Genomic DNA, 24,974 nt, shown 5'->3' with positions numbered 1-24,974 from the left:
ACGCGGCGCCCCGTGGGACGATCCCGCCGGCCCGGCGGCGCCTCCCGACACCTGTCAGGGCGGCCGGGGAGCCGTCCGAGGGGCGTTGCTACCCTGGCGTCGATGGGCCACGGACCCCTCTCCCCCAGCTACTCCAGCGGGCACGACTTCTCGATCGAGGTCGAGGGCGTGCGCTTCCGCTTCAACGCGGAGGACTTCCACTCGCGGGTGGGCGCCGCGGCGGTCCGCCTCGGCCTGCTGACGCGGGACGCGCTGACGCCCCCGGTCCTGGAGGACCTCGTGGCGCTGACGGCCCACGGCGTGGTGACCACGCCCCGCAGCCCCTTCGCCGCCCACCTCGATCGCCACCAGGCCACGCTGCTCGGCGGGGGCGCCGACCTCGTCCACTGGTTGCGGCGGCTCGTCTTCCGCGGCGCCTGGGTGGACCAGCAGGTGCGCGACGGGATCCTCGTGCCCGAGTTCGACGACACCCTCGGGTTCGTCTTCCGGAGCCGCGCCACCGGGGAGCGGACCGTCGACGAGCCCCGCCCGCCGGACTGGCGCGTCGTGGCCTACACCGAGACCGCCTGATGGAGCCCGGCGCCCAGAGCCCGCAGGAGGTGCTGCAGGCCGTCCGCCGCCTGGAGGCCGACCTCGACGCGATCAGGGCGCGCGCACGTGAACGGGCCCGCGACCTCGACGAGGTGCGCCGCACGATCGCCGAGGACGCTGCACGCGAGCGGACGCTGCTCGTCGAGGACATGGAGCGCCTCGTCGACCTGATCGGCTCGAGCTGGCGGTCGACGCACGACCAGATCGCGGTGCTGACGAACGAGGTCTCGGCGCTCGGCGCCGAGGTCGCCCGGCTCGGGGACTTCGCCGAGCGGACCGCGGGCAGCCTCCGCGACGCACGTGTCGAGCTGCACCTCGGCCCGGTGAACGGGGTCCACCCGCACTAGCGGCGGCCCGTCCCCCTCCGGGTCAGTCGGAGGGGTGCAGCGCCCCCTGCAGCGCGGTCATCGACCGGGCGAAAAGGAGGCCCATCGCGTCGGCCGCCTCGTCGGGGCCGGGCTGGGGCTGCAGGGTCGCCATCGCCGCGGAGGCGAGGACGACGGCCTGCTGGATGATCTGCCAGCGGTCGATGACCGCCGCCTGCCCGCCGCTCTCGGCCTGCATCTCCTCGAACGCCTCGCGCTGTGCGCGCATCAGCTCCTTCAGGCGCTCCTTGAACTCCTCGCCCGCCCCCTCGCCGAACGCGAAGGGGAACGGGAAGTCGGTGTCGTCGTCGCTCATGTCTCTCTCCTCCGCCGCGTGGCGGATCTCCGGTCCTACGCCTTGGCCTTGGCCCGCCGCGTCTCGAAGTCCTGGGTGAAGGTGGCGGTCCCGGCGTCGGTCAGGGGGTGCTGCAGCATCTGGTAGAAGACCTTCGGCGGGATCGTGGCGATGTCGGCGCCCATGCGGGCGGCCTCCGTCACGTGCACCGGCGTCCGGATGGACGCGGCCAGCACCTCGGTGTCGTAGATCGAGGTCTCCATCGCCTCGACGATGTCGCGGAGGCACTCGACGCCGTTCTGGCCGATGTCGTCGAAGCGCCCGATGAACGGCGACACGAACGCCGCGCCCGACGCCGACGCCAGCAGCGCCTGCGGCGCCGTGAAGCACAGGGTCATGTTCACGCGGATGTCGTCCGTCGCGAGGATGGACGTCGCGGCGAGACCCTCGGCCGACATCGGCAGCTTCACCACGATGTTGTCGTGGATCGCCGCGAGGCGGCGGCCCTCCTCGACCATGTCCGCGCGGGTCTCGGCGACGACCTCGGCCGAGACCGGCCCGTCGACGAGCTCGCAGACCCGCCGGTAGATGTCGTCGGCGTCGCCCTCGACCTTCGCCAGCAGGCTCGGGTTGGTGGTCACGCCGGCCAGCACGCCCCACCCCGCGATGGTCTCGATCTCGGCCAGGTCGGCCGTGTCCACGAAGAGCTTCATGCCGTGCCTCTTCCCTCGGGTCGGACGGTGGTCACGCGATTCACGCTAGCACCGGCGGGGGGTTCACTTCAGCACGTCGAACCAGTGCTCCGCCTCGCCGGTGACGAGGGCGTCGGCGACGCGGATCGCGTCCCGCATGAACCCGACGTCGTGTACCCGGAAGACGGTCGCGCCACGCGTCCGGCACCACACGAGGCCCGCCGCGGTGCCCGCCAGGCGGTCCGGCGCCGCGCGGCCCGTCAGCGCGCCGAGCACCTTCTTGTTGGAGATCGGGACGAGGACCGGGCGGCCGAGCGCGACGACCTCGTCGATGCGGTGCAGCAGCTGCAGGTCCTGGGCGGGTGACTTGCCGAGGCCGACGCCGGGGTCGATGACGATGCGCGACGCGGGGATCCCGGCCCCGGCGGCGGCCTCCATCCGGGCGCGCGCCCACGCGCGCACGGCGGACGGGACGTCGACGTCGGGGAAGCTCGCCGGCCGCACCTTGGGGGGACCGAAGAAGTGCGTGAGCACCACGCCGACCCCGCCCTCCGCCGCCACCGCGGCCATCCCCGGCTCGCGCAGCCCCGTCGGGTCGTTGAGGATCGCGGCGCCGGCGGCGATCGCCGCCGCCGCCACGGCGGGCTTGAAGGTATCGATCGCGACCGGCACCGACAGCTCGGCCGCCAGCGCGGTGATGACGGGGACGACCCGGGCGATCTCGACATCGACGGGGGTGTGGTCGGAGAACCGCAGCGACTCCCCGCCGACCTCGACGACGTCGGCGCCGAGGCGCGCCAGCTCGCGGCCGTGCGCGACGGCCCTCTCCGTCCCCGCGCTGACCCCGCCGTCCGAGAAGGAGTCGGGGTTCGCGTTGACGATCCCCACGAGGCGCCCGCGCGAGCAGTCGATGACCCCGCCGGCGTGCTCCCAGTCGGAGGGGGCCTGCGTCACCCCACCGCGCGCGCGAGGCGCAGGTCGGCGCCACCGGTCCAGCGGGCCCGCACCCCCGCGGCGCCGACCCGGGAGGGGCGCACGAGCGCCGCGACGCCCAGCAGGTGCAGCGCCTTCGTGACGGCCGCGCCGACGCGCTCCGCGGCGTCGGGGCGCACCCACAGCAGCATCGACGGGCCCGACCCGGAGATGGTGGCCCCCAGGCAGCCCTCGCCATCGACCACCCCGCGCACGGCGGCGAGGCCGGGGATCATCGCGCCGCGGTGCGGCTCGTGGACCCGGTCGGCGAGGAGGGGCGGCAGGTCGTCGATGCGGCCCTCGCAGAGCGCGAGCGTCAGGCCGATGGCGTTCGCCAGCGTGGCCGTGACGTCGGCGAGGGGGACCGTGGCGGGCAGGGCGCGGCGGGCGGCCTCGGTCGAGACGTGGCCCTCCGGCACGACCGCCAGGAACGTCAGGCCCTCGGGGACCGGGATGGGCCGCGCGACGGGGCCGGGCGCGACGGCGACCAGCCCGCCGCTGAGGCAGGCGGCGGCGTTGTCGGCGTGGCCCTCGATCTCGGCGGCGCGCGCCAGCAGGTCGTCGGGGGTCCACCGCAGGCCGCCGAGCGCGTTCGCGGCGACGAGGCCGGAGCAGACGGCCGCGGCCGACGAGCCGAGCCCCCGCCCGAGGGGGATGCGGTTGCGGCACTCCACGCGCAGGCCGTCGAGCGACCCGAGGCCGGCCGCGAGGGCGCGGCACACGAGGTTCGAGGCGTCCTCGGGGACCTCGCCGGCGCCCTCCCCCGTCACGGCCACCTCGAGGGGGCCGGAGCGGCGGGTGATGACGACGGCGTTGCCCAGGTCGAGCGCGACGGCGAGGCAGTCGAAGCCGGGACCGAGGTTCGCCGACGTCGCCGGCGCGGTGACGGTCAGCGCCTCGGGCGCGCGCTCAGTCACCGAAGACGGCCTCCTCCACGGCGTCGATGTCGGCGGAGAGCCGGCGGACGGGCTCGGCGTTCACGATCGCCGTGTCGGGGTCCTTCAGGCCGTGGCCGGTGAGCACGCAGACGACGGTCTCGCCCGGGTTCAGGTCGCCGGCCGCGTGGCGCTTCAGCAGCCCGGCGACGGACGCCGCGGACGCCGGCTCGCAGAAGATGCCCTCGGTGGCGGCCAGCATCGCGTAGGCCTCCATGATCTCGGAGTCCGTCACCGCCGACACGCCGCCGCCGGAGTCGCGCATCGCGTCCATCGCCTGGTCGCCGCGGGCGGGGTTGCCGATGCGGATCGCCGTCGCGATCGTCTCGGGCGCCGCCACGGGGGCGCCCTCGACGAGCGGGGCGGCGCCGGCCGCCTGGAAGCCGTAGAGGCGCGGCACCCTCCGGGACCGCTCGGCCTCGCGGTAGGCGTTGAAGCCCAGCCAGTAGGCGCTGATGTTGCCGGCGTTGCCGACGGGGATGCACAGCACGTCGGGGGCGTCGCCGAGATCGTCGCAGACCTCGAACGCGCCGGTGCGCTGGCCGTCGATGCGGTACTCGTTGAGGGAGTTCACGAGGGAGATGGGGTGGCGCTCCACCAGGCCGCGGACGACGCGGAGGGCGTCGTCGAAGCTGCCGTCGAGCGACAGCACCTTCGCCCCGTGCACGAGCGCCTGCGCGAGCTTGCCGGCGGCGATCTTCCCCTCGGGGATCACCACGGCGACGGTCAGCCCGGCGCGCGCGGCGTAGGCGGCGGCCGAGGCCGAGGTGTTGCCGGTCGAGGCGCAGATGACGGCGGTCGCGCCCTCCTCGACGGCCTTCGAGACCGCCATCGTCATGCCGCGGTCCTTGAAGCTGCCGGTCGGGTTCATGCCCTCGAACTTGGCGTGCACCGACACGCCGAGGCGCTCGGAGAGCCGCGGGAGGGGCACGAGCGGGGTGCCGCCCTCCCCCAGCGAGACGACCGGGGTCGCCGCGGTGACGGGCAGGAAGTCGCGGTATTTCTCGATCAGCGGGATCATCCGCCGCCCTCCCCGGTGCCGAGCACCCGCAGCATGACCGGCTCGCCGCGGACGTCGTCGAGGGCGCGGACCGCGTCGAGGGCGTCGGCCATGCGCTGCTCCGTGCCGGAGTGCAGCACCAGCACCAGGGTCGCCTCGTCGCCGGAGCCGCTCTGCACCACGGTGCGGATCGAGAGGTCCTCCTCGGCGAAGATCGACGCGATCCGGGCCAGCACGCCGGGCCGGTCGGCGACGGACATCCGCACGTAGAACGCGGACCGCACGCCGCCGGGCGCGGCGATCGGCCGGCCCGCATCGGCGAGGGCGTTGTGCAGGAAGGACCCGTGGTGGGTGCCGAGGATCGAGAGGACGTCGGCGACCACGGCGGACGCCGTCTCGTCGCCACCGGCGCCGGGCCCGACGAGCATGATCTCGCGGGTCGAGCGCGACTCCAGCAGCACCGCGTTGTCGGGGCCGCCGATGGCCGCGAGGCGGTGCCCCACCGGGACGAGGGCCGGGTAGACCCGCACGCTGACCGCGCCGTCCTGCAGGCGGGCGACGCCGAGGAGCTTCACCACGAAGCCGAGCCGGACCGCCAGGTCCAGGTCGCGCGCCTCGAGCCGGTCGATGCCCTCGTGGGGCACGTCGTCGAGGTGGACGCGGGTGTGGAACGCGATCGACGAGAGGATCGCCATCTTCGCCGCCGCGTCGCCGCCGCCGACGTCCTCGGTGGGGTCGGCCTCGGCGTACCCGAGCTCCTGCGCCCGCGCCAGGGCGTCGGAGTAGGCCAGCCCGCGCCGTGCCATCTCGGTGAGGATGTAGTTCGTCGTGCCGTTGACGATGCCGGTGATCGCGGTGATCTCCGCGGCGAGCAGCGACTCGCGCAGCACCTTGATGACGGGGATCGCCGCGCACGCCGACGCCTCGAAGCGCAGCTCGGCCCCGCCCTGCTGGGCGGCCTCGAGCAGCTCGGGGCCGTGGCGCGACAGGAGCTGCTTGTTCGCCGTCACCACCGACTTGCCGGCCGCGAGCGCCCGGAGCAGGTAGTCGCGGGTCGGGTCGATGCCGCCCATGACCTCGATGACGATCGCGACCGTCGGGTCGTCGAGGACGTCCGCGGCGTCGGTCGTGATGAGGGCCGGGTCGACGCCGGGGCGCTCCCGGGCGGGGTCGCGGACCAGCACCGGGCCGACCTCGAGCCGGTGCCCGGAGGCGCGCTCGATGGTGCCGACCCCGTCGTTCAGCAGGCGCACGACGGCCTGGCCGACGGTCCCGCAGCCGAGCAGCCCCACGCGCACCGGTCCGTCCCCCCTGGCGGCGGCGGCGCTCACACGTCCCGCGCGACGAGGTCGTCGTACGTCTCGCGGCGGGTGACGAGGCGGGAGCGCCCCTCGTCGACGAACACCACCGCCGGACGGGTGACGCCGTTGTAGTTCGAGGCCATCGAGACGCCGTAGGCGCCGGTGGCGGGGAGGCAGACGAGGTCGCCCGGCCCGACGGGCGGCAGGGACGCCTCGCCCACGAGGACGTCGCCGCTCTCGCAGTGCTTGCCCACCAGGCGGACGGTGCCGGTCGGCTCCGCCTCGGCCCGGTTCGCGAGGATCGGCTCGTAGACGGCGCCGTAGAGCATGGGGCGCAGCAGGTCGCTCATGCCGCCGTCGACGGACGCGTAGGTCCGGACGCCGGGGACGACCTTGGTGCCGCCGACCCGGTAGAGCGTGACGCCCGCGCGGCCCACGATGCTGCGGCCCGGCTCGACCATGACGCGGGGCATCGGCAGGCCGACCCTCCCCCACTCGCCGCGCACCGCCTCCACGACGGTCTCGGCGTAGTCCTCGATGGCGCCGGGACGGTCGTCGCGGGTGTAGGCGATGCCGAGGCCGCCGCCCATGTCCATCACCTCGATGTCGTCCCCGCCGAGCGACGCGGCGAAGTCGGCGACGATCGCGGCGGCGGCGCCGAACGCCGAGAAGTCGAAGAGCTGGGAGCCGATGTGGCAGTGGAGCCCGGTCATCCGCAGGCCACCCGCCGCCCGGATGGCGTCGACCGCCTCGCGCGCCGATCCGCCCTCGATCGAGAACCCGAACTTCGAGTCGAGCTGGCCGGTGGAGATGAACGAGTGGGTCGACGGCTTGACGCCCGGCGTCACCCGCACCAGCACCCGCTGCCGCACCCCGCGCTCGCGGGCGAGGCGGTCGACCCGCTCGACCTCGTCGAGGTTGTCGATGATGAGCGTGCCGACGCCGGCGTCGAGGGCCTCGCCGATCTCGCGGGCGTCCTTGTTGTTGCCGTGCATGTAGATGCGCGCCGGGTCGAAGCCCGCGCGCAGCGCCGAGAACAGCTCGCCCCCGGAGGCGACGTCCACGGCGAGGCCCTCCTCGCGGGCGAGGCGCAGCATCGCCTGGCCGAAGTAGGCCTTGCTGGCGTAGATGATCTCGACGTCGGGCGCGAGCGCGTCGAACGCCGCCCGGTAGGCACGGGCGGTCGCGCGCAGGGCGCCTTCGTCGTAGACGACGAGTGGGGTCCCGTGCTCCTCGGCGAGCGCCACCATGTCGCAACCACCGATCGACAGGTGGCCCTCGGGGGTGACCGCTGCCGAGGGAGGCAGAACCTGATCGAGCGGCATCATCGGCGGGCGGGACGGTACCAGATCAGCGGTATCCTCCCCCGCCTGAGCGTCCCCGACCGCATCGCGCTGCGCGCCCCCGGCGGCCCCTCCCTCGCCGCCCTCCACTGGCCCGCCGCCCCGGGGACCCCGGGGGTCGTCGTCGTGCCGGGGCTCGGCAGCCGCAAGGAGAACCACGCCGACATGGGCACCGCCCTCGCCGCCGCCGGCATCGCCGCGCTCGCCCTCGACCTCCGCGGCCACGGCGAGAGCGACGGGACGCTCGACGCGGGCGCCCTCGACGACGTCGTCTCCGGGCTCGACCTGCTGGCGTCCCGCGGGCACGGCCCGCTCGGGCTGCGCGGCTCGTCGATGGGCGGGCTGCTCGCGCTGGCGGCGGCGGCGGCGGACGCCCGGGTCCGGGCGGTCGTCGCGATCTGCCCGGCGCGGCCCGAGGGCCTCGCCGCGACGCTCGGCGAGGACTGGCCGCTCACGTTGCCGCTCGAGGCGGCGGTGGCCCGCGACGACGGGGTCGCCCGCGGCTACTGGCACGCGACCGGCGACGACCGCGTCCCGTGGGGCTCGTCGATGGCCCTCGCGGGGATGACGCCCCACCCGATGCGGTTGCGCGTCGCGCTCGGCGGGGGCCACGGCTCGCTGCAGCACGACCCCCGGGTGCTGCGCGAGACGGTCGCGTTCCTCGGCGCCCACCTCGGGTCCCCGCGCTGAGCGCCGACGGACACGCGGCCCTCGCCGCCGAGGTCGTCGCCTGCCGGGCGTGCCCGCGCCTGGTGGCCTGGCGCGAGGAGGTCGGCCGGGTGCGGCGTCGCGCGTTCATCGACGAGGAGTACTGGGCACGGCCGGTGCCGGGCTTCGGCGACCCCGACCCCTGGCTGGTGGTCGTCGGCCTCGCCCCCGCCGCGCACGGCGCGAACCGCACCGGCCGGGTCTTCACCGGGGACCGCAGCGGCGACTTCCTCTTCGCGGCCCTCCACCGCGCCGGCCTCGCCTCGCAGGCCGCCTCCGTCCACCCGGGCGACGGCCTGCGGCTCACGGGCTGCCGGGTGACGGCGGCGGTGCGGTGCGCGCCGCCCGCGAACCGCCCGACCCCCGACGAGCGGGCGCGGTGCCGGCCGTTCCTGCTGCGCGAGCTGGCGCTCTGCCCCGGCGCGCGCGTGCTGATGGCCCTCGGCGCGATCGGCTGGGACGCGGTGCTCCGGACCCTCGACCCACCCCGCCCGTGGCCGCGCTTCGGCCACGGCGCGGAGGCGCGGATCGGGGACCTGACGCTGATCGGCTCGTACCACCCGAGCCAGCAGAACGTGTTCACGGGGCGCCTCACCCCGGCGATGATCGACGACGTCCTCGCGCGCGCCCGCGAGATCGGCGGGCCGGGTCCCGCCGGGCCCCCGCCCCGGAGGTCACCTGGGGGACCCGTCGCGCCGATACGCGCGGGGTGAGCCACCGCCGCATCCTCCCCACCGTGCTCGTCGCCCTGCTGCTGCTCGGCACGCTGGCGGTCGCGGCGACGTCGCTGCGCCACGAGCGACAGCGGGCCGACGAACGGGCCGCGGCCGGCGCCGCCCGCGCCGTCGACGTCACCCGGCTCGGGGTCACCAACGCCTCCGGGTCGCTCGGGAACGCCGCCGGCCTGTTCGACGCGTCCGACGAGGTCACCTCACGCGACTTCGCGGCCTTCGCACGCCGCGTGCTCGGGCGGGGTGGCCTGGCCGCGGTGGCCTGGATGCCGAAGGTGACGCCGTCGGGACGCGCCCCCTACGAGGCGCAGGCGGGCGTGCCGATCACGGTGCCCGACGGCGCGGGCGGCACCCGCGTCGCCCCCGACGGGGTCCATTACCCCCTCACGTACGTCACGACCCGGCTCCCCGCTGCGGTGCCGCTCCGGCTCGATTCGTCGGCGGACCCGGCCCGGGGGGCGGCGCTGCGGCGCGCCGCCCTGGAGGACACCGCAATCGCGACCGCGCCGTTGACCCTCCTCGGCAGCGGCGTCCGCGGCATCCTGATCTACCAGCCGGTCTACGCCGGCGGCTCCGCGCCGACGGGCGCCGCCGCCCGGCTCCGGGCCCTGCGGGGCTTCGTGGTGGGGTCGTTCCCCCTCGAGGTGCTCGCGGCCCGCATCATCGACGCCGCCGACGCCGGCGTGCCGATCGAGATCCGCGACGGCGACGACGTGCTGTCGGCCCCCGCGCCGGCGGCCGCCGGCGGCGCGCGCGTCGACGTCGGCGTCGCCGGCCGGAGGTGGACGATCCTCGCCGGACGCCCGCCGACGTCCCTCACCCAGCCGGTCGCCATCCTCACCGGCGGCGTCGCACTGACGCTGCTCGCCCTGCTGCTGGCCGTGGCGGTGGCGCGGCGCGACCGCTTCGCGGTGTCCGCCGTCGGCCGCGCGACGACGGAGCTGCGCGAGAGCCGCCGCAGCCTGCGCGCGCTCTCGGACAACTCGCCGGACATCGTCGCCCGCTACGACCGCGACCTGCGGTGCACCTTCGTCAACGCGGCCGTCACGGCCGCGACGGGTCTCCCGCCCTCCGCGTTCCTCGGGCGCACGAGCGCCGAGGCCGGCATGCCGCCCGCGCTCGTCGCGACGTGGGAGGGGGCGATGCGGCGCGCCTTCGACGGGGAGGAGGGGGTCGAGGTCGACTTCGCGTTCGCGTCGCCGGACGGTCCCCGCACGTTCCAGTCGCGCCTCGTGGCGGAGCCCGGCCCGGACGGACCCGCGGACCACGTCCTCGTCGTCACCCGCGACACCACGCGCCAGACGCGCGCCGAGGAGGGGAGGCGCGCGAGCGAGCACCGGTACCGCGTGCTGCTCGAGTCGCTCTCGGACGGCGTCGTGGTCCAGGACGCCACCGGCGCGATCGTCTCGTGCAACCCCGCCGCCGAGGCGATCCTCGGGATCAGCGCGGAGGGGATGACCGGTCGCGCCACGACCGACCCCCGCTGGCGCGCGGTGCGCGACGACGACACCCCGCTCCCCGCCGACGAGAACCCTGCGCTGGTCACCCTCCGGACGGGCGAGCCGCAGGACGGCGTCGTGCTGGGCATGCACCGGCCCGACGGCTCCCTCGTCTGGCTGTCGGTCTCCACCCGGCCGCTCGACGACGACGGCAGCCGGTCGGTGGTGTGCTGCTTCACCGACATCACGGCCCGGGTCCAGGCGGGCCGCGAACAGGACGCCCTGCGTCGCGTCGCGACGGTCGTCGCCGGCGACGCCGAGCCCCCCGAGGTGCACGAGCTGGTGGCTCGGGAGGCCGCCGCGATCACGGGGGCCGAGGCCGCCGGGGTGGTGCGCTTCGACGCGCGGGGCCTGCGAGGCGTGGTCGTGGGCGCGCACGCCCGCGGCGACGACGCCGCCGCGACCGGCGCCGCCGTGGACCTGACCGCACCCACCGCCATCGGCCGGGTCGCGACCACCGGGGTGGTCGCGCGCGTCGGCGACGGCACCGCCCCCATCCCGAGCGTCATCTTCCCCGGTCGTCCGGTGTCGTCGGCGGTGGCCGCCCCCATCCGAGTGGACAACCGGCTGTGGGGCGCCCTGTCGGCCGTGACGACCCGCCCCGACGAGCCGCTCGGCCCCGAGACGGCGGAGCGCCTCACCCGCCTCGCCGAGCTGGTGGCGCTCGCGATCATGTCGGCCGAGGCGCGCGCCCAGATGGCGACCCTCGCGTCCACGGACCACCTGACCGGGCTCCCGAACCGCCGCGCCTTCACCGACCGCCTCGCCGCCGAGATCGCCGTCGCCCGGCGCGACGGCACCGACGTCAGCCTCGTGCTGATCGACATCGACCACTTCAAGCGCATCAACGACACCCACGGCCACCCGGCGGGCGATCGCGTGCTGATGGGCGTCGCCGCCGAGATCTTCGGTCACGTGCGCGAGGACGAGACCGTGGCCCGCATCGGCGGCGAGGAGTTCGCGTGGGTCCTGCCGCGCACCGACGGCGCCGACGCGATGGACGCCGCGGAGCGGATGCGGCACCACCTCGGCACCGTCGCCTTCGACGACGTGGGCACGCTGACCCTGTCGATGGGCGTCTGCGAGCTGCGCCACGCCCGGGACGCGAGCGACCTGCTGCGCCTCGCCGACGTCGCGCTCTACCGCGCGAAGGACGCCGGGCGCGACCGGGTGGTGCGGCACGACGCCGCGCCGGCCGCGACCGCCGGGGCCGCGACCACCTCCACCGGCCCCTAGAGGTAGCCCAGGGGGTTGACGGCCGCGCCGTTGACCCGCACCTCGAAGTGCAGGTGGACGCCGGTCGAGTTGCCGGTGGTCCCCATGCCGCCGACCACGCTGCCCTGCCCGACGGACTGGCCGACCGACACCGAGATGCTCGACAGGTGCGCGTAGGCGGTGGAGAGGCCGCCCCCGTGGTCGACGACCACGAGGTTGCCGTACCCGCCGCTCCAGCCCGCCAGGATGACCGTGCCGGCCTTCGCCGCCCCGATCGGCGTGCCACTGCCCCCGGCGATGTCGAGCCCCTCGTGCATGCGGCCCCACCGCGGCCCGTAGCCGGAGGTGATCGCGCCGTTCACGGGCCACACGAGACCGGCCGACGAGGCCGTCCCCGTCGCGACGCTCCCGCTCGGCGCGGACGGCAGCCCCTGGGCGGAGCGGATCTTGTCGGCGAGCGCCGCCGAGCGCCTCTCGAGGTCGCGGGCCTCCGCCTCGATGTCCTCGCGGTCGCCACGGACGCTGCCGAGCAGGTCGCGGCGCTCGGTGAGCAGGCGGCCGACGCCGGCGCGCTGCTCCTCGAGGTCGGCCTTCGCGGCCCGCGCCTCGACGGCGGCGTCCTCGGCGCGCGCCTCGGAGCGCGCGACGTCGGCGCGCACCTCGGCGATGGCGTCGCGGGTGCGGCGGGTCTGGTCGGCGTACCGGGACACGGAGCGCGCCAGGTCGCCGTCGCGGTCGGCGATGCCCTCGAGCACGTCGGCGGTCTCGACCGCGTCGCGCAGGCTGCCGGACTGGACGAGGACGAGGATCGGGTCGGGCTCGGCGCGAACGTAGAGCTGGCGCAGCCGGCGGGCGAGCAGCACCTGGCGGCGGGCGAGGGCGTCCTCGGCGGCCGCGAGGCGCGCCCGCTCCACGGCGAGGCGCGACGTGAGGGCGGCGAGGCGGTCCTGCAGCTCGGCGAGCTCGGCGTCGAGGCGCGCCGAGCGGGCCCGCAGGGGCGCGAGCCGGCTCTCGAGGACCCGGATGCGGTCCGTGTAGCCCTGGACCTGGTCGGTGAGGACGCTCTCCCGCTGGCGCTGGGCCTGCAGGCGCTCCTGCGCACGCTCGAGGCGGCGGTCGACGTCGGCCTTGTCGTCGGCGGGCGCCGACGTCGCGACACCACCGGCGCCGGCGGCGAGGCACACGCCGACGAGCGCGGCCCAGCCGGCGGCGCGGCGGCCCGGGGCCGCCGGCCGCGGGGTCACCTGCGTGCCTGCGTCCGGGCTGTCGGGTCTACGGCCACCAGATGGGAATACGGGTCGATCGGCCGGGATCCTGCCGGCCGGATCTCGAAATGCAGGTGCGGGGCGCCGTACCGGGCGTCGCCCGTGTTGCCCACCGTGCCGATCACCTGGCCGGCCGTGACCTTCGAACCGGCGTCGAGGCCCTCGGCGATCGCGTTCATGTGGGCGTAGTAGTACTCGGTGCCGTCGGCGCGCTCGAGCCAGACGTAGATGCCGCCGAGGCCGCTCTCGGTGCGGGTGAGGCGGTTGATGGTGCCGGTGGACACCGCGACGAGCGGGGTGCCCCGGTCGGCCATGATGTCCACGCCCTCGTGGCTGCCCTGGTGGCGGGCGGCGCCGAAGTCGTCGGAGTAGCTGTAGTCACCGACGACCGGGAAGACGTCGAGGTACTTCGACGTGCCCGGCGCGGCGAGGGCCGCGGTCGGCGCGGGCGCGGCGGCGGCGGTGCGGGTGCGCAGGCCGAGGCGCTTCAGCAGGCGGGTGTCCGCCACGCCGGTCGCGCGGAGCCTGAGGCGCTTCTGGAGCTTCCTGACGGCGCGCTTCGTGGCGGGCCCGTAGGCCCCGTCCACCACGACCCGGATGCCGCGGCGACGCAGCTCGCGCTGAAGGTCGCGGACGGCCTGGCCACGGGAGCCGACCCTCAGGACGAGGGGCACCGATGCCGCGCGTGGCGTGGCGACGGGCGCCGTCGCCACCGGGGCGGCCGCGGCGGGTGCCGGGGCGGCGGCGGAGGGGGCCGGGGCCGCGCCGGGAGCAGGACTCGCGGACGGTGCGGAGGGGATCTCGACGGCCTGGGCGACGGACGTGCCGACGCCTGCGACGAGGGTGGAGAGGATGACCAGCGTCCTCGCGAGATTCCGCGAGAGACGGCCGTGACCTTGGATGGTGCGCGGTCGGGCTGGGATCCTTCGGCTCCTTTCCGCCCACGGCGAGGCCGCGGACTACGGGTGGCCGGGCGAGGGCAATGGCCCGGCGAACCCTGGAGAAGTCGGGAACGCGCGGCACTTTATGGGGTTTCGGCGTCGCCGGTCAAGCCCCGCCCGGTTCGCCATGACGTGTGTCACACCCCGGTTCCCCGCTATTTGCAGGGGTCCGGGCCGTCCTCAGGAGGGTTCGGAGGGGCGTCGCCGACGGATCGCGCGGAGCGCGAAGATGACGAGCAGCAGGCCCGTGAGCCCGGCGAGGATCACGCCGTTCACGAGGGTGCTGGAGCTGCCGCCGCCCGAGGAGGCCTGCAGGGGCGGGCAGTCGCCGTAGCGCGCGAGCCAGACGTTCTCGCCCCGCGGGGTCTCGTCGGCGTTGGTGCTGCCGGGGCCTCCGGGGAGCTTCAGGGCGTACCGGATCTCGAGGGCGTCCCGCAGGGAGCGGGCGAACCCGACGACGTCGTCACCGGCGCAGGTGTCGCCCCCGATCTCGCCGACCCCGCCACGGGCGAAGAGGTCGAAGCCGGGGTTGTCGCCGCTGCCGTCCCCCAGCCGCAGGTCGACGGCGTTGAGGAGCGGGGCCTCCGGTGGCAGGCCGGGCAGCGCGGACAGCGTCGACGCGTCGGGGGCGATCTGGGCGATCGGCCGCTCGAAGGAGAGGATCTCGTCGAGCTGGTCGGTCGAGTCGACCAGGCGGGTCGTCTCGAGCACGAGCTCGCCCGTGTCCTCGTCGCGCGTCGCGGCGATCTGCGCGTCACCGGAGGCCCAGCCGCCGTCACCGAGGAGCGGGGCGAAGCGCGCGACGGCCTCCGCCGGGTCGGCGTCGGCGGCGAGGCCGAGGGCCTCCTGCGCCTCGGTGTCCATCGTGAGCCGCAGGGTGACGCTGCCGCGGCCGTCGCGGTCGATGTCGGCCTCCACCTCGAGCGTCGCGGCGCAGCCGGCGCACAGGAGGGCGGCCAGCACGAGGGCGAGGGCGGCGGCGAGCCGCCTCCTCACCGGCCGTCCAGCTCGTCCACGCGGCGCATCAGCTCGACGGCACGGGCCCGCTCCGCGCGGTCGAGCGCCGCGAAGTCGTCGTCGGAGAGGTTGCCGGCGCGGTGGTCCATCTCGATCTCGCGGACGGCGGCGAGGGACCGCTGCAGGTCCTCGTCGATCGCGCGGCGGGCGTCGGCGACGGGGTCGGGTGGCGGGTCGCCCGGCTCGCGCGTCACGAGCGGCCACAGCACGAGGGCGATGACGGCCAACGCCACCACCGCCAGGATCAGTGCACCGATCAGCGTCCCCACACGTGCATCATGCCGGGGCGCGCCCGTCGGCGGGGGCGGCCGCCCTCTCGCGACGGGCGGACGGTCCTCCCGGCCACGCGGCCAGCAGCCCGCCGGCGAACATCAGGATGCCCGCCACCCAGATCCAGGCGACGAGCGGGTTGACGTACACCGAGACGCGGGCGAGGCCGTTGTCCTCGAGGCGCGTCAGGAACAGGTAGAGGTCGCGTCGCGGGCTCGTGTCGATCGCGATCTTCGACGAGCGGGTCTCATCGACCGCGAACGTCTCGACGCCGGGGGTCATCGTCCCGATCCGCTCGCCGCCGCGGTAGACGCCCATCGTCACGGACACGATCGACGAGTGGTCGTCGGAGGTGCGGTCGGACCCCTCGTTGACGAACGTGTAGCCGGCGACGGTCGCGCGCTCGCCCTGGGCGACGGCGATGTCGGACTCGGTGACGAAGCCCTTCGATCCGGCGAAGCCGATGAACAGGAGCACGATGCCGAGGTGGACGACGTAGCCGCCGTAGCGGCGCCGGTTGCGCGCCACCATGCTCGTCAGCGACCCGGGCCACGAGACGCCCCCGAGGGCGTGGCGCACCTTCATCCCGCGCCAGAACTCGCCGGTGATGCACGCGGTGACGAAGACGCCCGCGATGATCGTGGCGGCGGCGGCCGGGCTGTTGCGCAGGTCGGTGAGGACGAGCAGCGGCACGGCGGCGACCGCGGCGACGACGATCGGGCCCACGAAGCGCCGGCGCAGCTGCGCCGGCGAGGACTTGCGCCAGGCGATCAGCGGGCCCACGCCGGTGAGGACGAGCAGCGCGATGCCGATCGGCAGGGCGACCTGGTTGAAGTACCCCTGCCCCACCGTGATCCGCTCGCCGCGCAGGGCCTCGGAGATGATCGGGAAGACCGTCCCCCAGAAGACCGCGAACGCCAGCCCCACCAGGAGCAGGTTGTTGAAGAGGAAGATCGCCTCGCGCGAGATGTAGCTCTCGAGCGTGTGCTGGGAGCGCAGCAGCGGCAGCCGGCTCACGAGCAGCGCCACCGACGCGATCAGGATGACCGCGATGAAGGCGAGGAAGAACGGGCCGAGCGTCGACTCGCCGAAGGCGTGCACCGACGAGATGACCCCGGACCGCGTCAGGAACGTGCCGAACAGGCAAAGGGTGAAGGTCAGGATGACCAGCACCATGTTCCACACCTTCAGCATCCCCCGGCGCTCCTGGACCATCACGGAGTGGAGGAACGCGGTCGCGACGAGCCATGGCATGAAGGCCGCGTTCTCGACGGGGTCCCAGGCCCAGTAGCCACCCCAGCCGAGGGTCTCGTACGCCCACTTGGCGCCGAGCAGGATGCCGATGCCGAGGAAGAGCCACGAGAAGATCGTCCAGCGCCGGACGCTCGCGATCCACGCGGTGTCGACCTTGCGGGTCACGAGCGCGGCGATCGCGAAGGCGAACGGCACCGACAGGCCCACGAAGCCGAGGTAGAGCATCGGCGGGTGGATCTGCATGTACGGGTTCTGGAGCAGCGGGTTGAGGCCGCGGCCCTCGGCGGGCACCTGCGCGAGCGTCTCGAACGGGCTCGTCACGAACGAGAGCAGCAGCAGGAAGAAGATCGCGATGCCCATGAGGACGGCCATCACGACCGGCATCAGCAGGCGGTTGCGGTTGCGGTTGGTCCGCACGACGATCGCCGAGAAGACGGTGAGGATCCACGCCCACAGCAGCAGCGACCCGGCCTGGCTCCCCCAGAGGGCGGTGAGCTTGAACTCGAGCCCGAGGGTGCTGGACGTGTACTCGGCCACGTTGCGCAGCTCGAAGCTGTCGGTGGCGAGGGCCACCCACATGGTCCCGACCGCGAGGGTGGTGAAGGCGCAGACGGCGTAGACGGCGCGCTCGGCGCTCGTCTCCCAGGCGCGGCCGCCGGGGCGGCGGGAGCGCAGGGCGGCGTAGACGACGTAGACCGCCGCCGCGAGGGCGAGCAGGAGGGCGGCGCGGCCGAGGATGCTCACGGAGCCGCGCTCACTCGGCGGGGGTCCGCCGGGACGGGCCGGTGGTCACGCTCAGGCCGGGGTCTGGTCGTCCGGGCGGTCCGTGAACTTCGAGGGGCACAGCGTGACGAGGGAGTCGTTGCGCGCGACGAACGTCCCGCCCTTGAGCGTGCCGGTGACGACCACCTCGCGGCCGTCCTTGAACTGGTCGGGCACCGTGCCGCGGTAGAGCACCGTGATCTTCTGGCCCGGGTTCTCCTTGTCGATCACCGTGAAGGTGAGTCCCTCGGAGCTCTGGGCCTGCCCGGCCGGGTCCTTCGGCGATCCCGGGGCGACCGTGCCGTTGAGGCGGTAGGTCTTCTGGCTCGTCAGCTCGCCGGGGCCGGCGTACGTCTCCATGGTGCCGCCGATGGAGTAGTAGAGCAGCCCCCCGCCGAGGACGACGGCGAGTCCGATGGCGACGATGAAGCGGAGGCGGGAGCGCATCGGGGCCGATGGTAACACCGGTGCCCGGCGCGATCGGGGGGACGAACCGCCCTTCCCGCGACGATCGTCCGCGTCCGATCATCGGGAAATCCGGAGGTTTTCCCGGCTATGATCGCGCCCACGACCCGGCACGACCGAGGAGGAGACCGTATGAGCCGTAGGGACGAGGTACTCGTCTCCACCGAATGGGTGGCCGCCCACACCGGCGATGCCGCCTACCGGCTGGTGGAGGTCGATGAGGACACCGCCGCCTATGCCGGGGGCCACATCCCCGACGCGATCGCGTGGCACTGGAAGGACGACCTGCACGCCGCGCCACGCCGCGACTTCCTCGACCAGGAGGGCCTGTCGGCCCTCCTCGCCCGCTCGGGGGTCGGCCCGGACACCACCGTCGTCCTCTACGGCGGCAACAACAACTGGTTCGCGACCTACGCCTACTGGCTGTTGCGGTACCAGGGGTTCGACCGTGTCCGCCTGATGGACGGTGGCCGCAAGAAGTGGGAGCTGGAGGACCGTGAGCTGGTCACCGAGGTCCCGGCCCCGGCGGCGGCGGACCCCGGTCCCCTCGCCCCGGTGCGGGAGGAGTACCGGGCGTTCCGCGATGACGTCCTCGCCCACATCGGTGGTGAGGGGGCGACGATGGTCGATGTCCGCAGCCCCGCCGAGTTCTCGGGTGAGGTGATGGCCCCCCCGCACCTGCCCCAGGAGCAGGCGCAGGTCCCCGGCCACATCCCGGGTGCCGCGAACGTGCCGTGGGCCTCGGCGGCCCGTGAGGACGGGTCGTTCAAGAGCGATGAGGAGTTGACGTCCCTGTATGGCGGGGTGGGGGTCACCCCCGACACCGATGTGATCGCGTACTGCCGGATCGGGGAGCGGTCGAGTCACACGTGGTTCGTCCTCCACGAGATCCTCGGCTATGACCGGGTCCGCAACTACGACGGGTCGTGGACCGAGTACGGCAGCCTCGTCGGGGTCCCCGTCGAGAAGTAGGAGGTAGTGTCGGCGGGGTGACCGATCCGCGCACCCCGCCGCCCGCCCCCCAGCTCGCCCGTCCGGGGAAGGCCCTCCCGGAGGGCGAGGGCTGGGTGTACGAGCGCAAGCTCGACGGCTTCCGGGCGATCATCGTCTCGGAGGCCGGCGCGGTGGAGGTGTGGTCGCGGGCGGGGAAGCCGTTGACGCGGTACTTCCCGGAGCTGACCTTCCCCCCGGGCGACTACGTCCTCGACGGCGAGATCCTCATCGCGGGGGCGGACGGCGGCGAGGAGTTCGGGCTGCTGCAGCAGCGCATCCACCCCGCCGCGTCGCGGATCGCCCGGTTGAGCGAGGAGATCCCGGCGGTGTTCGCCGCGTTCGACCTGCTCGCCCAGGACGGGGCGAGCCTGATGGAGCTGCCGTTCTCGGAGCGGCGGGCGCGGCTGGAGGCGATGGAGGGGGTCTCCCCCGTCGAGTCGACGGCCGACCCGGAGCGGGCGCGGGAGTGGCTCGCGACGGCCGAGGGCGTGATCGCGAAGGAGGTCGCGGCCCCGTACGTGCCGGGCAAGCGGCTCGGCATGGTGAAGGTGAAGCGGGTGCGCACCCTCGACTGCGTGGTGATGGGCTGGCGGCCCGGGAAGCTGGAGGGGACCGTCGGGTCGTTGATCCTCGGTCTCTACGACGGCGACGGCCTGCGTCCCGTCGGCCACTGCGCGGGCTTCACGGGTGCGCGCAAGAAGGGCCTGCGCGACGAGCTGGCGCCCTACGAGACGGGCGGGCGCGGCAGCGGCGAGGCGAGCCGCTGGGACGGTGACCGCGACCTCGAGTGGATCGAGATGCGGCCGGAGCTGGTCGCGGAGGTCAGCTACGACCACGCGAGCGACGGGCGGATCCGCCACGGCGCCCGCCTGCTGCGCTGGCGGGACGACCGCGAGCCGCGGAGCTGCACGTTCGACCAGCTCGACGCCGGGGGGTGAGCGCCGCCGCCCGGGTGCGCGCGCAGGGCCTCTGCGACCCCCGGGCACGGGACGTCCACGGAGCGGTGCGGGCGGCCCTCGCGATCCAGGCGCAGGACACGCGGGCGTCCCGGCTGGGGGTGCGGGCGCGCAGCGAGGGCCTGACGGCCGCGGACGTGGTGCGGGCGTGCTCGGCGGAGCGGTCGGTGGTGCGGACGTGGGCGATGCGCGGGACCCTGCACGTGCTCCCCGCGGAGGACGTCCGGTGGATCACGGGGCTGACGGGGCCGGTGGTGATCGCGCGGACGGCGCGGCGGCGGGCGGACCTCGGCCTCGACGCCGGCCTGTGCGAGCGGATCGTCGCGGCGGTCCCCGCGGTGCTGGGGGGTGGGCCGCTGACCCGGGCGGAGGTGGTCGCGGCCCTCGGTGACCGCGGGGTCGCCGTGCCGCGGGAGGGGCAGGCGCCCGCCCACGTGGTGCTGCTGGCGTGCGCGTCGGGGGTGGCGTGCCGCGGGCCGGACCGCCCGGACGAGGAGCCGACCTACGTCCTCCTCGACGACTGGGTCGCCCCGGAGCCCGCCCGTGACCGCGACGACTCCCTGGCGGAGCTGGCGCGGCGCTTCCGCGGGGCGTACGGGCCGTCCGACGCCCGGGACCTGGCGCGGTGGAGCGGCCTGCCGGTGGGGGACGCCGTGCGGGGGTGGCGGCGGGCGGGGTTCGCGGGGGATGACGGCGGCGGGGCGGCCGGGGGGACGGGCGGGGGCGGCGGGGCGGGCGGGGCCGAGGGGGCCGGCGGGGCGGGCGGCGGGGCGGGCGGCGGGGCGGGCGAGGTGGGGCCGGTGCGGTTGCTCCCCGCCTTCGACGGACTGCTCCTCGGCCACCGCGACCGGACGCCCCTCGTCGCCCCCGCCGACGCGCCGGCGCTCGTCCGCGGCACCTGGATCCTCCCCTCCGTCCTCGTCGGCGACCGGATCGCCGGCACCTGGACACGCGCCCGGCGGCGGGGCGAGGAGGTCGTCACCGTCACCCCGTTCCACGACCTCGCACCCGCCACGACGGCCGCCCTCGCCGCCGACGTCGCCGACCTCGGACGCTTCCTCGGCGTCCCCGCGACCCTGGAGCTCGCCGGGTCCCCCTGATCCGGGATCGCCGCCGGCGCGTGGGGGTTCGTGGCCGATCGGCCACGCCGTCGAGGTTCAATCGGCCACGAGGTCGAGGTCCATTCGGCCGTGGGCACCGAGGTTCGATTGGCCACGCCGTCGAGGTCCATTCGGCCACGGCGTCGAGGTCCATTCGGCCACGGCGTCGAGGTTCGATTGGCCGCGAGGTCGAGGTTCACTTGGCCGCGGCGCCGAGGTTCAATTCGCCGCGACGCCGAGGTTCATTTGGCCGCGGCACCGAGGTCCATTTGGACACTCACGGCGACCGGGCGATTCGGCACGGGGTCGACACGGGTCGGTGTGGATCGGTGACGGAGGGGGTCGTACGGTCGGGAGTCCCGCCCTCGTCCGGCCCGTGGCGGCTCCCCGGCTCCCGCCGCCCCGCCGCCCGCCGCCCCGCCGCCCTCCCGGTGCCTCCCCGGGGGCCGCCCTCAGAGGTCGGGGTGGAAGCGGCCGATCACGGCGAGGGTCTGGGCGATGGCGGCGTCGCTCTCCGCCAGGGCGCGGGCGTCGCGGGCGGGGTCGGGGGTGGGGCCGCGGTCCTCGAGCCAGCCGTGGGCGGGGTCGGGGCAGCCGGCGTCGAGGGCGATGCGGCGCCACGACTCCGGCAGCGGCTCGGCCACGTCGACCGCGACCCCCGCCATCCGGGCCGCCAGGAGCGCCCACGCCCGGGGCGGCGCGGTGCAGGGCTCGTAGCCGCCCCCGCCGAGCGCGACGAGGCGCCCGTCGCAGACCTCGTCGGCGAGCAGGAGGAGGCGGTCCCACAGCTCCGGGTACAGCGGCATCGTCGTGAGCATGTGGCTCAGGGGATCGGCGTGGTGGTGGTCCACGCCGCACTGCGCCACGATTGCGCCGGGGGCGAACGCCCGCACCACCGGCACCACCACCGCGTCCATCGCCCGCCGGTACACCTCGTCACCCGCGAACGGCGGCAACGGCACGTTCACCGCCGACCCCGGGGCCCCCGCCCCACCCGTCTCCGCCGCGAACCCGGACCCCGGGAACAGGTGACGTCCGCTCTCGTGCACCGACACCGTCAGCACATCCGGTTCGTCGTAGAACATCCACTGCGTCCCGTTGCCGTGGTGGACGTCGAGGTCGATGTAGGCGACCCGCCCGACCCCCGCGTCGCGCAACGCCCCGATCGCCACCGCGGTCTCGTTGTAGATGCCGAAGCCGTGGGCGCGGTTCGCCTGCCCGTGGTGGGCGCCCCCCGCCGGAACCAGGGCCGACCGGGCCCGCCCCTCCCCCACCGCGACCGCCGCCACATGGCAGGCCGCGCACGCCCGCGCCGAGTCGTCGTGCATCCCCTCGTACGCGTTGTTGTCCCCGCCGATCCCCCACTGCGCCGCCTCCGGCGCCGCCGCCAGCACCGGCGTGACGCTGTACCGGCGGACCGCCCGCACGAACGCCGGCGCGAACACCCGCTCCAGCACCGCGTCGGGGAGGGGACCGGGCGCCTCCTCGTGCACCACCCCCGGCGCGTCGAGGATCCCCGCCTCACGGCAGAGCGCGACCGCGAGCCGGTGGCGGCGGCGGTCCGTCGGGTGGTCGCCGCCGAAGCGCATCCCCAGGTCGTCGCTGTGCACGACCAACAGCCGGGGCGCATCGACCCCGGGCGATCCGCCCGCCACCTAGGGGCCGAGCCGGTCCAGGACGCCGAGCACGTCGAGCAGCACCAGCACCATCAGCGCCGCCGCGGCCAGGCCGTACCAGACCCACGTCGGGTCGCGCCGGGCGGAGGAGGGCTCGCTCACCCCGCCATCATCGCAGGGGCGTCCGCGACCCGCACCACCAGCACCGCCAGATCGTCGGCCGCCGGCCCGCCGTGGAACGCGATCACCGCCTCCTCGACCGCCCCCGCGAGCACGTCGGCGGGGGCGCCCGCATGGGAGGCGAGGAGGTCCCGCAGGCGGGCGTCGCCGAACATCTCCCGCCCCTGCCGGGCCTCCGTCACGCCGTCGGTGAACAGCACCACCGCGTCGCCCGGGCCGAGGTCCGCCGCCCGGTCGTGCACCCGCACCGCCGGGAACGGCCCGAGGAGGGTGCCCGGCCGGCCGACCTCCTCGACCCGCCCGTCGGCGCGCACCACCAGCGGCAGGGGGTGCCCCGCCGACGACACCGTCAGGTGGACCCCGCCCGGGCCGGGGTGGAACCGCGCGTACGCGACGGTCGAGAAGCGGGGGTCGAGCCCGCGCTCACGGACGATCAGTTCGTTCAGCTCCGTGAGGACCCGGCTCGGGTCCGGGTCGTCCCGGGCGAGGGCCCGCAGCCCGTGGCGGGCGAGCGACGTCAGCGCCGCCGCCTCCGCGCCCTTGCCGCAGACGTCGCCGATCACCGCGATCCAGCTCGGCCCCGCGCCGAACATGTCGTAGAAGTCGCCGCCGACCTCGTCGCCCGAGCCCATCGGCGAGAACCGCGCCGCCGCCTCCAGCCCGGGGGCGTCCGGCAGGTCGGGAGGGAGCAGGCTGCGCTGCAGGGTGCGGGCGATGCGTCGCTGGTCGTCGTAGAGGCGGGCGTTGTCGAGCGCGAGACCGGCGCGGCGGGCGAGCTGGCGGGCCAGCGCGAGGTCCTCGCCGTCGTAGACCCGCCGGGAGGGGCCGGTGCCGAGCAGGAGCGCGCCGAGCGTCCGCCCCCGCGCGATGATCGGCGCGACGATCACCGACCGCGGCGCGAGCGCCCGCAGCGCGTCGCCCTCGCCCGACACCCGCGCCGCCATCTCCAGCGTCTCCGGGGTGATCGCGATGAGCTCCGGCGCCCGCTGTCGCAGCACCCGCCCGATCGCCATCGGCACCGCCGGGTCGAGGGAGGCGCGGGCCCGCAGGTCGCGCAGGGTGCGCTCCCCGTCGGGGTCGACGTGGGTGCAGGCCACCAGGCGGGGCTCCCCGTCGGGGCCGAGCGCGTCGATGGTGCAGAAGTCCGCGATGCCGGGTACGAGGAGAGCGGCGAGGCGCGCGAGGCGCTCATCCACCCCGAGCGCCGCGTCCAGCGCCTCGCCGACCTCTCCCAGCAGGGTGAGACCGCGCTCGGCACGGACACGCGAGGTGATGTCCGCCAGGAACATGCCGACGCCGACGGTCTCACCCTCGTCCCGCACGGCGTACCAGCTCGACAGCCAGTGGCGTTCCTCGTCGGGCGCCCCCGGCAGCGTCCCGGTGATCTCGACGTCGTTGAGGTGGTCGCCCCCGTCGACGACCCGGCGGAACGGCGCGGCCCACGCCTCGGGGGCGATGCCCGGCATCACTTCGGACGGACGCCGACCCGCGTGCTCGTCGGCGGGCAGCCCGTCCATCCGCGACAGCGCCTCGTTGACCCGCACGAACCGGAGCTCCCGGTCGAGCAGGGCGAACCCGAGGGGGGCGCAGTTGACGATCGTCTCCAGCAGCTCCTCGGTGGCCCGCGCCTGCCACGGGAGGCGGGGACCCCCGCCGCTGCTCAGGACCGCGCCCCGCCCGGCACGGCCGCCGTCACGCCAACGCGGTGTCGAGGTCCCGGACGACGTCCAGGTGATCGGCGAGGAGCGTCAGCTCGAGCAGACGGCCGACGGGACCCCCGGGCGGGGCGACCACGATCAGGCGGCGTCCCCCGCGGCGCGCCCGCCCCGCGGCGTCCAGCAGAACCCGCAGGCCGCTCGAGTCGAGGTGCACCACGTCGCTGAGGTCGAGGGCGAGGCGGTCCGGCCCGTCGCGCTCCGCCTCGAGGACCGCGCGGTGGACATCCGGGACCGCGGCGATGTCGAGGTCCCCGCCCACGCTCACGACCCACGTGCCGGCGCCCGGGTCCCTCTCCACGCTGACGTCGAATGTGGCCACGGCGGGCGGCCTACCCCCCGGCGCCCCGCCCCAAACCCCGTCGCCGGTCACTCGCCCCACACCGTCGCCGTCACCGCCCGCGGCCCGCCGTCGTCGCGGTGCTCGCACAGGTACACGCCCTGCCACGTGCCGAGGTCGAGGCGCCCGTCGCCCACCGGCAGGGTCAGCGACTCCCCGACCAGCACCGCCTTCACGTGCGCGGGCATGTCGTCGGGGCCCTCCAGCGTGTGGCGGAACCACGGCGTCCCGTCCGGGACGGCGCGTCCGAACCACTCCTCCAGGTCGGCGCGGACGTCGGGGCTGGCGTTCTCGTTCAGCGCCAGCGAGGCGGACGTGTGGCGGATGAAGAGGTGCAGCACGCCGACCCGCACCGCGGCGAGGCCGGGCAGCCCCTCGACCACCTCGCGGGTGACGAGGTGCACGCCCCGCGGACGGGGGCGCAGCGTGATCCGCTCGCGCAGCCAGACCACG

Annotated in this window: 26 protein-coding genes; 8 read left to right on the top strand and 18 right to left on the bottom strand. The window is 75.4% G+C overall.

Annotation, left to right across the window (positions count from 1 at the left end):
• Positions 1–102 precede the first annotated feature (102 nt).
• Positions 103–570, top strand: coding sequence for a hypothetical protein (locus IU369_RS07015; RefSeq protein ID WP_217923857.1), 468 nt, complete (start codon positions 103–105; stop codon positions 568–570).
• Positions 570–938 (top strand): hypothetical protein, encoded by a 369-nt coding sequence (locus tag IU369_RS07010; protein ID WP_217923856.1) that lies wholly within the window; start codon positions 570–572, stop codon positions 936–938. The genes IU369_RS07015 and IU369_RS07010 overlap by 1 nt, the downstream gene beginning before the upstream one ends.
• Positions 939–960: 22 nt before the next feature.
• On the opposite strand, the gene IU369_RS07005 is transcribed toward IU369_RS07010, so the two are convergent.
• The 7 genes from IU369_RS07005 to lysA form a co-directional block, all read right to left on the bottom strand.
• The gene (locus tag IU369_RS07005; RefSeq protein ID WP_217923855.1) at positions 961–1,272 is read right to left on the bottom strand and encodes a hypothetical protein; all 312 of its coding nucleotides are present in this window, start codon (positions 1,270–1,272) and stop codon (positions 961–963) included.
• Positions 1,273–1,307: 35 nt separating this feature from the next.
• Complete coding sequence (gene fsa, locus IU369_RS07000; protein ID WP_217923854.1) at positions 1,308–1,964, bottom strand: fructose-6-phosphate aldolase; 657 nt, start codon at positions 1,962–1,964, stop codon at positions 1,308–1,310.
• Between the two features lie 63 nt (positions 1,965–2,027).
• A complete protein-coding gene (gene folP / locus IU369_RS06995; protein ID WP_217923853.1) occupies positions 2,028–2,897 on the bottom strand; it encodes a dihydropteroate synthase in 870 nt (289 codons plus the stop codon).
• Positions 2,894–3,832 (bottom strand): homoserine kinase, encoded by a 939-nt coding sequence (thrB, locus tag IU369_RS06990; RefSeq protein ID WP_217923852.1) that lies wholly within the window; start codon positions 3,830–3,832, stop codon positions 2,894–2,896. Before thrB ends, folP begins: the two co-directional genes overlap by 4 nt.
• Positions 3,825–4,871 (bottom strand): threonine synthase, encoded by a 1,047-nt coding sequence (gene thrC, locus IU369_RS06985; RefSeq protein WP_217923851.1) that lies wholly within the window; start codon positions 4,869–4,871, stop codon positions 3,825–3,827. Before thrC ends, thrB begins: the two co-directional genes overlap by 8 nt.
• Positions 4,868–6,148, bottom strand: a complete 1,281-nt coding sequence (locus IU369_RS06980) for a homoserine dehydrogenase (protein ID WP_217923850.1) — start codon at positions 6,146–6,148, stop codon at positions 4,868–4,870. The genes thrC and IU369_RS06980 overlap by 4 nt, the downstream gene beginning before the upstream one ends.
• A 29-nt stretch (positions 6,149–6,177) precedes the next feature.
• On the bottom strand, positions 6,178–7,401 hold the full coding sequence (gene lysA, locus IU369_RS06975) for a diaminopimelate decarboxylase (protein WP_246551375.1): 1,224 nt from the start codon (positions 7,399–7,401) through the stop codon (positions 6,178–6,180).
• A gap of 21 nt (positions 7,402–7,422) precedes the next feature.
• Between lysA and IU369_RS06970 the strand changes: the two genes are divergently transcribed.
• From IU369_RS06970 to IU369_RS06960, 3 genes are read left to right on the top strand one after another with little or no spacing between them, the layout of a single operon-like run.
• Complete coding sequence (locus tag IU369_RS06970; protein WP_281426214.1) at positions 7,423–8,184, top strand: alpha/beta hydrolase family protein; 762 nt, start codon at positions 7,423–7,425, stop codon at positions 8,182–8,184.
• On the top strand, positions 8,181–8,915 hold the full coding sequence (locus tag IU369_RS06965) for a uracil-DNA glycosylase (protein WP_217924341.1): 735 nt from the start codon (positions 8,181–8,183) through the stop codon (positions 8,913–8,915). Before IU369_RS06970 ends, IU369_RS06965 begins: the two co-directional genes overlap by 4 nt.
• Positions 8,912–11,668: a diguanylate cyclase gene (locus IU369_RS06960; protein WP_217923847.1), complete on the top strand. Its 2,757-nt coding sequence runs from the start codon at positions 8,912–8,914 to the stop codon at positions 11,666–11,668. Before IU369_RS06965 ends, IU369_RS06960 begins: the two co-directional genes overlap by 4 nt.
• Here IU369_RS06960 and IU369_RS06955 read toward each other — a convergent pair.
• From IU369_RS06955 to IU369_RS06930, 6 genes are all read right to left on the bottom strand, one after another.
• Positions 11,665–12,891, bottom strand: coding sequence for a murein hydrolase activator EnvC family protein (locus tag IU369_RS06955; protein ID WP_217923846.1), 1,227 nt, complete (start codon positions 12,889–12,891; stop codon positions 11,665–11,667). The genes IU369_RS06960 and IU369_RS06955 overlap by 4 nt on opposite strands.
• Positions 12,888–13,625 carry a M23 family metallopeptidase gene (locus tag IU369_RS06950; protein WP_217923845.1) on the bottom strand — a complete coding sequence of 246 codons (738 nt, stop codon included), beginning with the start codon at positions 13,623–13,625 and terminating at the stop codon, positions 12,888–12,890. The genes IU369_RS06955 and IU369_RS06950 overlap by 4 nt, the downstream gene beginning before the upstream one ends.
• Before the next feature lie 408 nt (positions 13,626–14,033).
• Entirely contained in the window at positions 14,034–14,849 is an 816-nt protein-coding gene (locus tag IU369_RS06945; protein ID WP_217923844.1) for a hypothetical protein, read from the bottom strand.
• Complete coding sequence (locus tag IU369_RS06940) at positions 14,846–15,139, bottom strand: hypothetical protein (protein ID WP_217923843.1); 294 nt, start codon at positions 15,137–15,139, stop codon at positions 14,846–14,848. The genes IU369_RS06945 and IU369_RS06940 overlap by 4 nt, the downstream gene beginning before the upstream one ends.
• A 7-nt stretch (positions 15,140–15,146) precedes the next feature.
• Positions 15,147–17,138: a heme lyase CcmF/NrfE family subunit gene (locus tag IU369_RS06935; protein WP_217923842.1), complete on the bottom strand. Its 1,992-nt coding sequence runs from the start codon at positions 17,136–17,138 to the stop codon at positions 15,147–15,149.
• A gap of 51 nt (positions 17,139–17,189) precedes the next feature.
• Positions 17,190–17,603, bottom strand: coding sequence for a cytochrome c maturation protein CcmE domain-containing protein (locus IU369_RS06930; RefSeq protein ID WP_217923841.1), 414 nt, complete (start codon positions 17,601–17,603; stop codon positions 17,190–17,192).
• Positions 17,604–17,753: 150 nt separating this feature from the next.
• Here IU369_RS06930 and IU369_RS06925 point away from each other — a divergent pair, with 150 nt between their 5' ends.
• The 3 genes from IU369_RS06925 to IU369_RS06915 are packed head-to-tail and all read left to right on the top strand — an operon-like array spanning position 17,754 to position 20,670.
• Positions 17,754–18,593 carry a sulfurtransferase gene (locus IU369_RS06925; RefSeq protein WP_217923840.1) on the top strand — a complete coding sequence of 280 codons (840 nt, stop codon included), beginning with the start codon at positions 17,754–17,756 and terminating at the stop codon, positions 18,591–18,593.
• Between the two features lie 17 nt (positions 18,594–18,610).
• Positions 18,611–19,552, top strand: a complete 942-nt coding sequence (locus IU369_RS06920) for an ATP-dependent DNA ligase (protein ID WP_217923839.1) — start codon at positions 18,611–18,613, stop codon at positions 19,550–19,552.
• A complete protein-coding gene (locus IU369_RS06915; RefSeq protein WP_217923838.1) occupies positions 19,549–20,670 on the top strand; it encodes a winged helix DNA-binding domain-containing protein in 1,122 nt (373 codons plus the stop codon). The genes IU369_RS06920 and IU369_RS06915 overlap by 4 nt, the downstream gene beginning before the upstream one ends.
• Positions 20,671–21,122: 452 nt before the next feature.
• Here IU369_RS06915 and IU369_RS06910 read toward each other — a convergent pair whose 3' ends face one another.
• From IU369_RS06910 to IU369_RS06895, 5 genes are read right to left on the bottom strand one after another with little or no spacing between them, the layout of a single operon-like run.
• Positions 21,123–22,280 (bottom strand): arginase family protein, encoded by a 1,158-nt coding sequence (locus IU369_RS06910; protein WP_246551454.1) that lies wholly within the window; start codon positions 22,278–22,280, stop codon positions 21,123–21,125.
• Between the two features lie 45 nt (positions 22,281–22,325).
• Positions 22,326–22,448, bottom strand: coding sequence for a hypothetical protein (locus IU369_RS23555; RefSeq protein WP_281426213.1), 123 nt, complete (start codon positions 22,446–22,448; stop codon positions 22,326–22,328).
• Positions 22,445–24,130, bottom strand: a complete 1,686-nt coding sequence (locus tag IU369_RS06905; protein WP_281426231.1) for a SpoIIE family protein phosphatase — start codon at positions 24,128–24,130, stop codon at positions 22,445–22,447. The genes IU369_RS23555 and IU369_RS06905 overlap by 4 nt, the downstream gene beginning before the upstream one ends.
• A gap of 28 nt (positions 24,131–24,158) precedes the next feature.
• Entirely contained in the window at positions 24,159–24,503 is a 345-nt protein-coding gene (locus tag IU369_RS06900) for an STAS domain-containing protein (RefSeq protein WP_217923835.1), read from the bottom strand.
• A gap of 47 nt (positions 24,504–24,550) precedes the next feature.
• The gene (locus tag IU369_RS06895; protein ID WP_217923834.1) at positions 24,551–24,973 is read right to left on the bottom strand and encodes a secondary thiamine-phosphate synthase enzyme YjbQ; all 423 of its coding nucleotides are present in this window, start codon (positions 24,971–24,973) and stop codon (positions 24,551–24,553) included.
• Between the last annotated feature and the right edge of the window lies 1 nt (position 24,974).

Origin of the sequence: Miltoncostaea oceani, from assembly GCF_018141545.1 — a bacterium.
Classification (GTDB): domain Bacteria; phylum Actinomycetota; class Thermoleophilia; order Miltoncostaeales; family Miltoncostaeaceae; genus Miltoncostaea; species Miltoncostaea oceani.
The sequence above is the reverse complement of the archived record's forward strand: the minus strand, read 5'-3'. Positions and strand labels throughout refer to the sequence as shown.